Raw genomic sequence first — 6,288 nt, forward strand, 5'->3', positions numbered from 1 at the left:
GGGATGGAGTGTAAACCTGGTTCAATGGATCCTTTGTTCTTGACTAGGTATTCACAGGCCAAAGCTTGGTTAGCAAAGCTCATGTCCATCACCGCACTGGGATGACCTTCAGCTGCTGCCAGGTTAATCAGGCGTCCTTCACCCAGTACTACAACGGATTTACCATTTTTCAAACAGTACTCTTGGGTAAAGTTCCGTACTTCTTTGACTTCTGTTGCCATTTCCCCTAAGGACTTGAGGTCAATTTCAATATCGAAGTGACCGGAGTTGCACACCATTGCTCCATCTTTCATCACCTCGAAATGCTCAGGGCGAATCACGTGCTTGTTACCAGTAACTGTGATAAACAAGTCACCTAAGGGAGCAGCTTCTGCCATCGGCATTACCCGGAAGCCATCCATCACAGCTTCAATGGCTTTAGTGGGGTCGATTTCAGTAACAATGACATTGGCTCCCAGTCCCCGGGCTCGAAGTGCTGCGCCTTTGCCACACCAGCCATAACCGACCACAACCACGTTTTTACCAGCTAGCAACACGTTGGTGGCGCGGATAATACCATCAAGGGTAGATTGACCAGTACCGTAGCGATTGTCAAAGAAGTGTTTGGTGTCAGCATCATTAACATTCATTGCCGGGAATGTCAAGACACCGTCATTGAACATAGCCCGCAGACGGACAATGCCAGTGGTGGTTTCTTCGGTGGTACCAATGATATCACTGAGCTGGTGTTGGCGATCTTTTACCAGAGTGGCGGTAACATCACTACCATCATCGATTATAATGTTTGGTTTGTGATCCAGGGCAATTTCAACGTGGCGGTGATAGGTTTCGTTATCTTCCCCTTTGATGGCAAATACAGAAATATCATGATCAACCACTAAGCTAGCCGCCACATCATCTTGGGTTGACAGAGGGTTGCTGGCAATTAGGACAGCATCAGCACCAGCAGCCTTGAGTGCGATCGCTAAATGGGCAGTTTCCGTAGTAACGTGACAGCAAGCAACTAAACGAATTCCTTCCAAAGGCTTTTGTTGGGCAAAGCGGTCTCGAATTTGCTTGAGCACTGGCATCTCCCGTCCAGCCCATTCAATCCGCTGCTTTCCTTTTGGTGCCAGAGACAGGTCTTTAACTTCGTGTTTTATCCTAGTCGCAGTTGCAATCATCAGGTTTTGTGTTTTAGTTAACGTTTTTTAGTTTAGCCTTGATTAGTTTAACGTGTCCCTTGAAAGTTCCACCGGATGGGCAAGCTTTATCAAAATTCTGATTAAACCTGCTGATTTTGAAGATATTTTACATATTTATCTCTTTAACGAGTGCTAATTACATCCCTTGATGTAGTAATTTGGCGATTTTCTGAAGGATATAGGAAACTCAATGGCAGCAAGGCCTCTTAGGATTGACTACTGATCACTCCTAAATTAGTATATTTGTACTATAATCAAGAGAGCGAGTTGACGGTTAGCTGATCTGATGTAAACCCCTAATCAAGGTTTTTCCCCATGAAGAAGCACTATATCCTGAGCATCAATCCCAATGCCGACTACCAATGGGAGCAGTGTACGTCACGAGATCCCATTACGGCAGAACGGCCAGACTTTGCTGGTTTGATTGCCCAAGCTGTGGCAGATCAAACTGGTTCTTATCTAGTGGCAGTTAATATTGAGGTAGAAGTATTAGAGCAAGCAGCACAGCCCCAAGCTCAGAAAGTGCGGGTTGATTTGCCAGTGGTTCCTGTGGAAGTGCAACCATCAGGATTAGTAGCATGATTATTGACATAGTTAACCGGACCCGGTTCTAACACAAATGTAGCTTCAACCCGCATTCAACAACCGCTCTCCTATCCGGTCAGACCTGGGCTTGGTGCGGGCTTAGCTAAAACCAACCAAAAAGCTTAACGAGGCAAACCGTTCCCCGGCCCGATGATGGGATTTTCCACGGCTTCTCGGTACTGTTCAACGGCTTCAGTATAGGCAATGGGCAGAACACACTCGACGTTTTCATGGGGACGAGGAATGATTACCCAGGATTCCAGGGTAGCGCCATGGGCTTTTTCGACGGCTGCAATACCGGCATCCATAGCTGCTTTTACTTCCGAAACATCCCCTCGAATATTGATATTGAAGCGGGCGCTACCAACTCTGATGTAGCCTACTAAGGTAACCCTACCAGCTTTCACCATAGCATCTGCTGCTGCGAGTATACCAGGAAAGCCTTTGGTTTCGAGAGATCCAACCGCCACTGTGGACATAGCCAAACTCCTTACTTTGTTGAATTTGTTTAATTATTTTAAACTCAGGAACTATTGTACGAATCTTCGCTACCGATGCTGACAAATAGCGATTAAGCCTATTGGTTTAAAATGTTCGGAACTCTTCGACTTTGCTGGTGTAGTGGATGGGCAGCACTGTGTCCACATTTTCATTAGGGTTAGGAATGATATAGTAAGCTGTCACCTCGGCACCATAGGTTTTCTCTACGGCTTCCAGACCAGCTGCTACCGCGACGTTTACCTCCGATATTTTACCACGGACGCTAACCATAAACCGACCTTTCTCAGATTTATCATAGGATACCAGTGTCACTGCCCCTGCTTTGACCATGGCGTCTGCTGCGGCAAGTACCCCTGGAAAACCTAGGGTCTCAATGGTTCCAACTGCTACTGGCATTGTGTTCTACTCCGGTCAACACGAAAAGTTTGTTAAATCTGATTGTACTGGAGTTATTAGGCAAAATATATCTTAGCTTGCCTAAAACGTTAACATTTAAAATTTAAACTATTATAAAATATTTAAATTTTACCCTAAAAATTAACAATTACTAGAAGTTGAGTTTGGTTAGTTTTTTTAGGCTCTTGCGCACCTGTTTTTCTTTCTCCTGGAGTTCAGTAATTAGTTTTTGATTATAGGGATCGATAATCCCTGATTTGCTTTCTGAATTTACCCAAAGTTTACGGGCTAGTTGGAAACATAACTGACATCGTTCTAAATTTCTCAGAATTGAAGGAGTAAATTGAGCCAACAGTTCTTCATCTCTTTTGGTAAACCCCTTTAGATCAATTCTTTCATACAATTCATCCTTTGGATTACTGTCTGGCTTTAACTTATTAATTAATTGTACCACAGCAATTAAATTTTTTTGCTGATTCAACACCGGCCAAGCTAGCATAGTATAGGTTCGGTAACCGGTAATTTGGTCGATTCTTTTCGCTTCTTCAGAGCGTGGATCCTCATAGACATCAAAGGGAACATTAATAATGCTTACGGAGGTAGCAGCTGCACCAGCAATTCCTTTATCTGCTGGAATATCAATGACTAGGGAGCCACCTTTCCCATCATCAGCGTCAATGGAACCGAGGATATTACTATGCTCATCCAGTAAAAAAATACTGGTGCGGTCTGCTTTTAGTATATTTCCCGCTTTTCGGGTGAGGCGACGTAACATTTCTTTGAGGGTATCCACTAAATCCCCTAAAGCGTCATCAACGGTGTTTACCTCTTCGATAGGCTTTGGTTTTGTATTCCCGTAGCCTGGCCTACGGCCAATCCCATCACTGGTATCTACGGTATCTACTTCACTGGTATCTACTTCAATCTCTGAGGATTTTACCTGAGTTTCCAGTAAATCTAAACCAGCAATTTCTCGCCAATTTAAGTGCAATGCTTGACAAATTTCTACAAAGAAAAGACCTTTAATGGGCTTTCCGATCAGAAAAAGATTAACAATGGGCAAGGATAAATCTAATTTATTAGCTAGGTCTATATCTCTTCCCCGACGCTTACGCTTCCAAACTAATTTGACTGTTTCGAGATACTTAGGGTGTACACTATATAATTTGTCCATTCTTTTTTTGATTTGGGGAAAGCTGCTTATCTCAACTCCAACTGATTAGGGAGTAGCCAAAATATAAAATACCAGTTTTTAGCTTTTCGGATAGGCAAAAAAAGTTGGTTTATTTTCAGTTTTATAGATTAAGTTAGGTTACCCACCCTACTTTAATTGGTATTTTTTTAAACGCCAGTCCCTGATCTCAATCTATGGCTTTTTATCGATATTCTGGACATTTGATGTCAATGGTCTAAGTCTCTAATAGGTTCATCCCATCAGTTAACTAGACTCTCTAGGTAGTTTTAACAAACTAGTTGCTGCTTTCAGCAGTGTATTCCGTTAGATGTTACTAGGCAATTAACCGTGCTTTCTAATAACCTCTTAGGGTTGGAAGTTTTTGATGACGGTCACGGTATCAGCCACATCGTCTAGTTACCCTTACCCCCATTACCACCATGGTGAAGATACCATAGTTGGTATACAGCTGTCACACCTGATCAATAACCTGATCAATAAACAGATAATCGGTTCTTTTGTTTGGCTATCACCTGCTGCTTCCAGTAAGCTCTGGGCAGCAGTATTTGTATAATAGTGCTTTTTGTGAAAAAGGTAAAGTCCTTTTCAGGAAGTGTAAGCAGTCAGCTAATATCCTCGCCGAGGCTACATCAACTGCTTCTGAGCAGTCAGTTAAATCATCCAGGAAAACTTAGACATTTAGCTGAGGAGCGCGAGTAGATCAGTTATCCTGGAAAACCCTCTCAATATGCTGATAGCTGGAAGCTGACTAGGGATTTTGGATGGTTTGGTTAATACGTTTTAATATTCTCAAAACAGTGTAAAGGTCATCTTTGTTCTCAAGAGCGAATGTATAGGATTGAGCATATTTAGGTGGCTTGTGGGTTGTCATCTTTAGGAATTTAAACTCATTTCCATTGGTGATAAACCCCAGGATAGATTGCTCTGGATTAGGATTAGCCAACATATACGCTAAGACTTGGGGAATTCCCGCTGCCAAGGCATATTTTGTTCCTTTTGCTTCAATAACAGTAACCCAGAATTCTGGGTGAAAAATCAGAATATCAATACGTCCAGTAACAATCATACCCTCATCTTCGGAGGTGATTTTAACTTCTTTCTCTGCTGTAATTTCAAAGGGATGACGATAAAATCCCGCTAGTCTGAGTAATGGCGATATTATCACCATTTTCAAGATCACTTCCAATAACGGAGACTCAGATAAGTACAGATATTCTTCTTTAACTTGCCCTAGCAATTGTTTCTCAAAATCCGTCAGTTCCGGTAACTCGTCTTGCCATTCTCGGAAAAAATGTTCATCATCCGTTCGTTCTAGGTGGAATCTGTGTCTTAATTGACGTAAGGTAATCTCTTTTGCAGGAATTGTTTGAACCATGGGTAGTTGAAAATTTATAATTTAGAGTTTAATTAATCGCACATAAGTGATTACACAGTCCCTGATTTATTTATAGCAATTTTCGTAAGTATTCAGCGATCAGCGATCAGCTTCTTCTTTAAATTGCGATAATGCAATAGTTTTTTGGAACCCTTGTATCTTACTAATCCCATTAATCTCACTAATCCCAGTTGCCCCACTACTTGAGATTGTGACAATGCAATAGTTTTTTTTAGCACCCTCTTCCTCCCGCGCCCACACCCCACACCCCACACCCCACACCATCTGAAATGGCGACAATGCAATAGTTTCACCAAATCCTGGCATTTTATGGAAAATCGTGTTATTATAATAATATCGTTAAAGCAATGGTTTATTGGCCATGATGATTTCCACCGCACAAGCCGCTGAATTACTTGGTGTTTCTGCTACTCGCGTCCGTTACCTTCTGGGCAAGGGCAGAGTTAAAGGGGCTTATAAGGTGGGCAGAACTTGGGTGATTCCTTTGTTTGATGGTATGCCGGTGGTCACCCCTGGCACTCGCGGACCAAAACGGAACTGGTCAAAGCGTACAGAGTACACTAAGACAGTGATTCATGTTAACCAGAGGGTGATTCGCAACAATCTCAAGACGGGGGACCGGAATCCTGTGATTACGGTGAAGCGAGGCTCTAAAAATGTTTACGGTCATACGGTGGAGGTCAATGGCCCCTGTCGGGTGATGTATCGTCCAGATGATCCCCTTAAGTGTGGAGCACGGGTTTGGATTGAGACTATTTCTGATTTTGAGGTGATTTCAGCGTGATGGGTCAGCTGTTCAGTATTGAGATTGGGATACCTAAATTGCTCAAAGGGAATAGGGAATAGGGAACAGAGATACAATCCTGTGTACCTCATTAGGGTAAAAACCCCTGTATTAGCAAAAATCTCCCTATCTCCCTATCTCCCTATCTCCCTATCTCCCTATCTCCCTATCTCCCTATCTCCCTATCTCCCTATCTCCCTATCTCCCTATCTCCCTATCTCCCTATCTCCCTATCTCCCTATCTCCC

Annotated in this window: 8 protein-coding genes; 2 read left to right on the forward strand and 6 right to left on the reverse strand. The window is 42.9% G+C overall.

The features are described from left to right. Positions 1-1,163 (reverse strand): adenosylhomocysteinase (gene ahcY, locus F6K53_RS34615; protein WP_293083830.1); only part of this gene is annotated, 1,163 nt, incomplete at its 3' end. A 336-nt stretch (positions 1,164-1,499) separates the two neighbouring features. Between ahcY and F6K53_RS34620 the strand changes: the two genes are divergently transcribed. After that, entirely contained in the window at positions 1,500-1,766 is a 267-nt protein-coding gene (locus tag F6K53_RS34620) for a hypothetical protein (RefSeq protein WP_293029426.1), read from the forward strand. Between the two features lie 125 nt (positions 1,767-1,891). Here F6K53_RS34620 and F6K53_RS34625 read toward each other — a convergent pair whose 3' ends face one another. From F6K53_RS34625 to F6K53_RS34645, 5 genes are all read right to left on the reverse strand, one after another. Further along, on the reverse strand, positions 1,892-2,248 hold the full coding sequence (locus F6K53_RS34625) for a carbon dioxide-concentrating mechanism protein CcmK (protein WP_293043736.1): 357 nt from the start codon (positions 2,246-2,248) through the stop codon (positions 1,892-1,894). Positions 2,249-2,354: 106 nt separating this feature from the next. After that, positions 2,355-2,666: a carbon dioxide-concentrating mechanism protein CcmK gene (locus F6K53_RS34630; RefSeq protein ID WP_075900807.1), complete on the reverse strand. Its 312-nt coding sequence runs from the start codon at positions 2,664-2,666 to the stop codon at positions 2,355-2,357. A 151-nt stretch (positions 2,667-2,817) separates the two neighbouring features. Then, positions 2,818-3,840: a GAF domain-containing protein gene (locus F6K53_RS34635; protein WP_293072051.1), complete on the reverse strand. Its 1,023-nt coding sequence runs from the start codon at positions 3,838-3,840 to the stop codon at positions 2,818-2,820. 769 nt (positions 3,841-4,609) lie between these two features. Beyond that, on the reverse strand, positions 4,610-5,236 hold the full coding sequence (locus tag F6K53_RS34640; RefSeq protein ID WP_293029438.1) for a type I restriction endonuclease: 627 nt from the start codon (positions 5,234-5,236) through the stop codon (positions 4,610-4,612). Between the two features lie 99 nt (positions 5,237-5,335). Then, complete coding sequence (locus tag F6K53_RS34645) at positions 5,336-5,563, reverse strand: hypothetical protein (protein ID WP_293029442.1); 228 nt, start codon at positions 5,561-5,563, stop codon at positions 5,336-5,338. Between the two features lie 55 nt (positions 5,564-5,618). On the opposite strand from F6K53_RS34645, the gene F6K53_RS34650 reads away from it, so the two are divergent. Then, a complete protein-coding gene (locus F6K53_RS34650; RefSeq protein WP_293029446.1) occupies positions 5,619-6,041 on the forward strand; it encodes a helix-turn-helix domain-containing protein in 423 nt (140 codons plus the stop codon). Positions 6,042-6,288: the final 247 nt, after the last annotated feature.

The sequence above is a fragment of the Moorena sp. SIO4A1 genome (assembly GCF_010672065.1).
Classification (GTDB): domain Bacteria; phylum Cyanobacteriota; class Cyanobacteriia; order Cyanobacteriales; family Coleofasciculaceae; genus Moorena.

Bases quoted from the DNA above. Each gene is read 5' to 3' on its own strand.
- F6K53_RS34620 (WP_293029426.1), top strand. From the start codon at position 1,500: ATGAAGAAGCACTATATCCTGAGCATCAATCCCAATGCCGACTACCAA.
- F6K53_RS34635 (WP_293072051.1), bottom strand. From the start codon at position 3,840: ATGGACAAATTATATAGTGTACACCCTAAGTATCTCGAAACAGTCAAA.
- F6K53_RS34630 (WP_075900807.1), bottom strand. From the start codon at position 2,666: ATGCCAGTAGCAGTTGGAACCATTGAGACCCTAGGTTTTCCAGGGGTA.
- F6K53_RS34650 (WP_293029446.1), top strand. From the start codon at position 5,619: ATGATGATTTCCACCGCACAAGCCGCTGAATTACTTGGTGTTTCTGCT.
- F6K53_RS34645 (WP_293029442.1), bottom strand. From the start codon at position 5,563: ATGCCAGGATTTGGTGAAACTATTGCATTGTCGCCATTTCAGATGGTG.
- F6K53_RS34625 (WP_293043736.1), bottom strand. From the start codon at position 2,248: ATGTCCACAGTGGCGGTTGGATCTCTCGAAACCAAAGGCTTTCCTGGT.
- F6K53_RS34640 (WP_293029438.1), bottom strand. From the start codon at position 5,236: ATGGTTCAAACAATTCCTGCAAAAGAGATTACCTTACGTCAATTAAGA.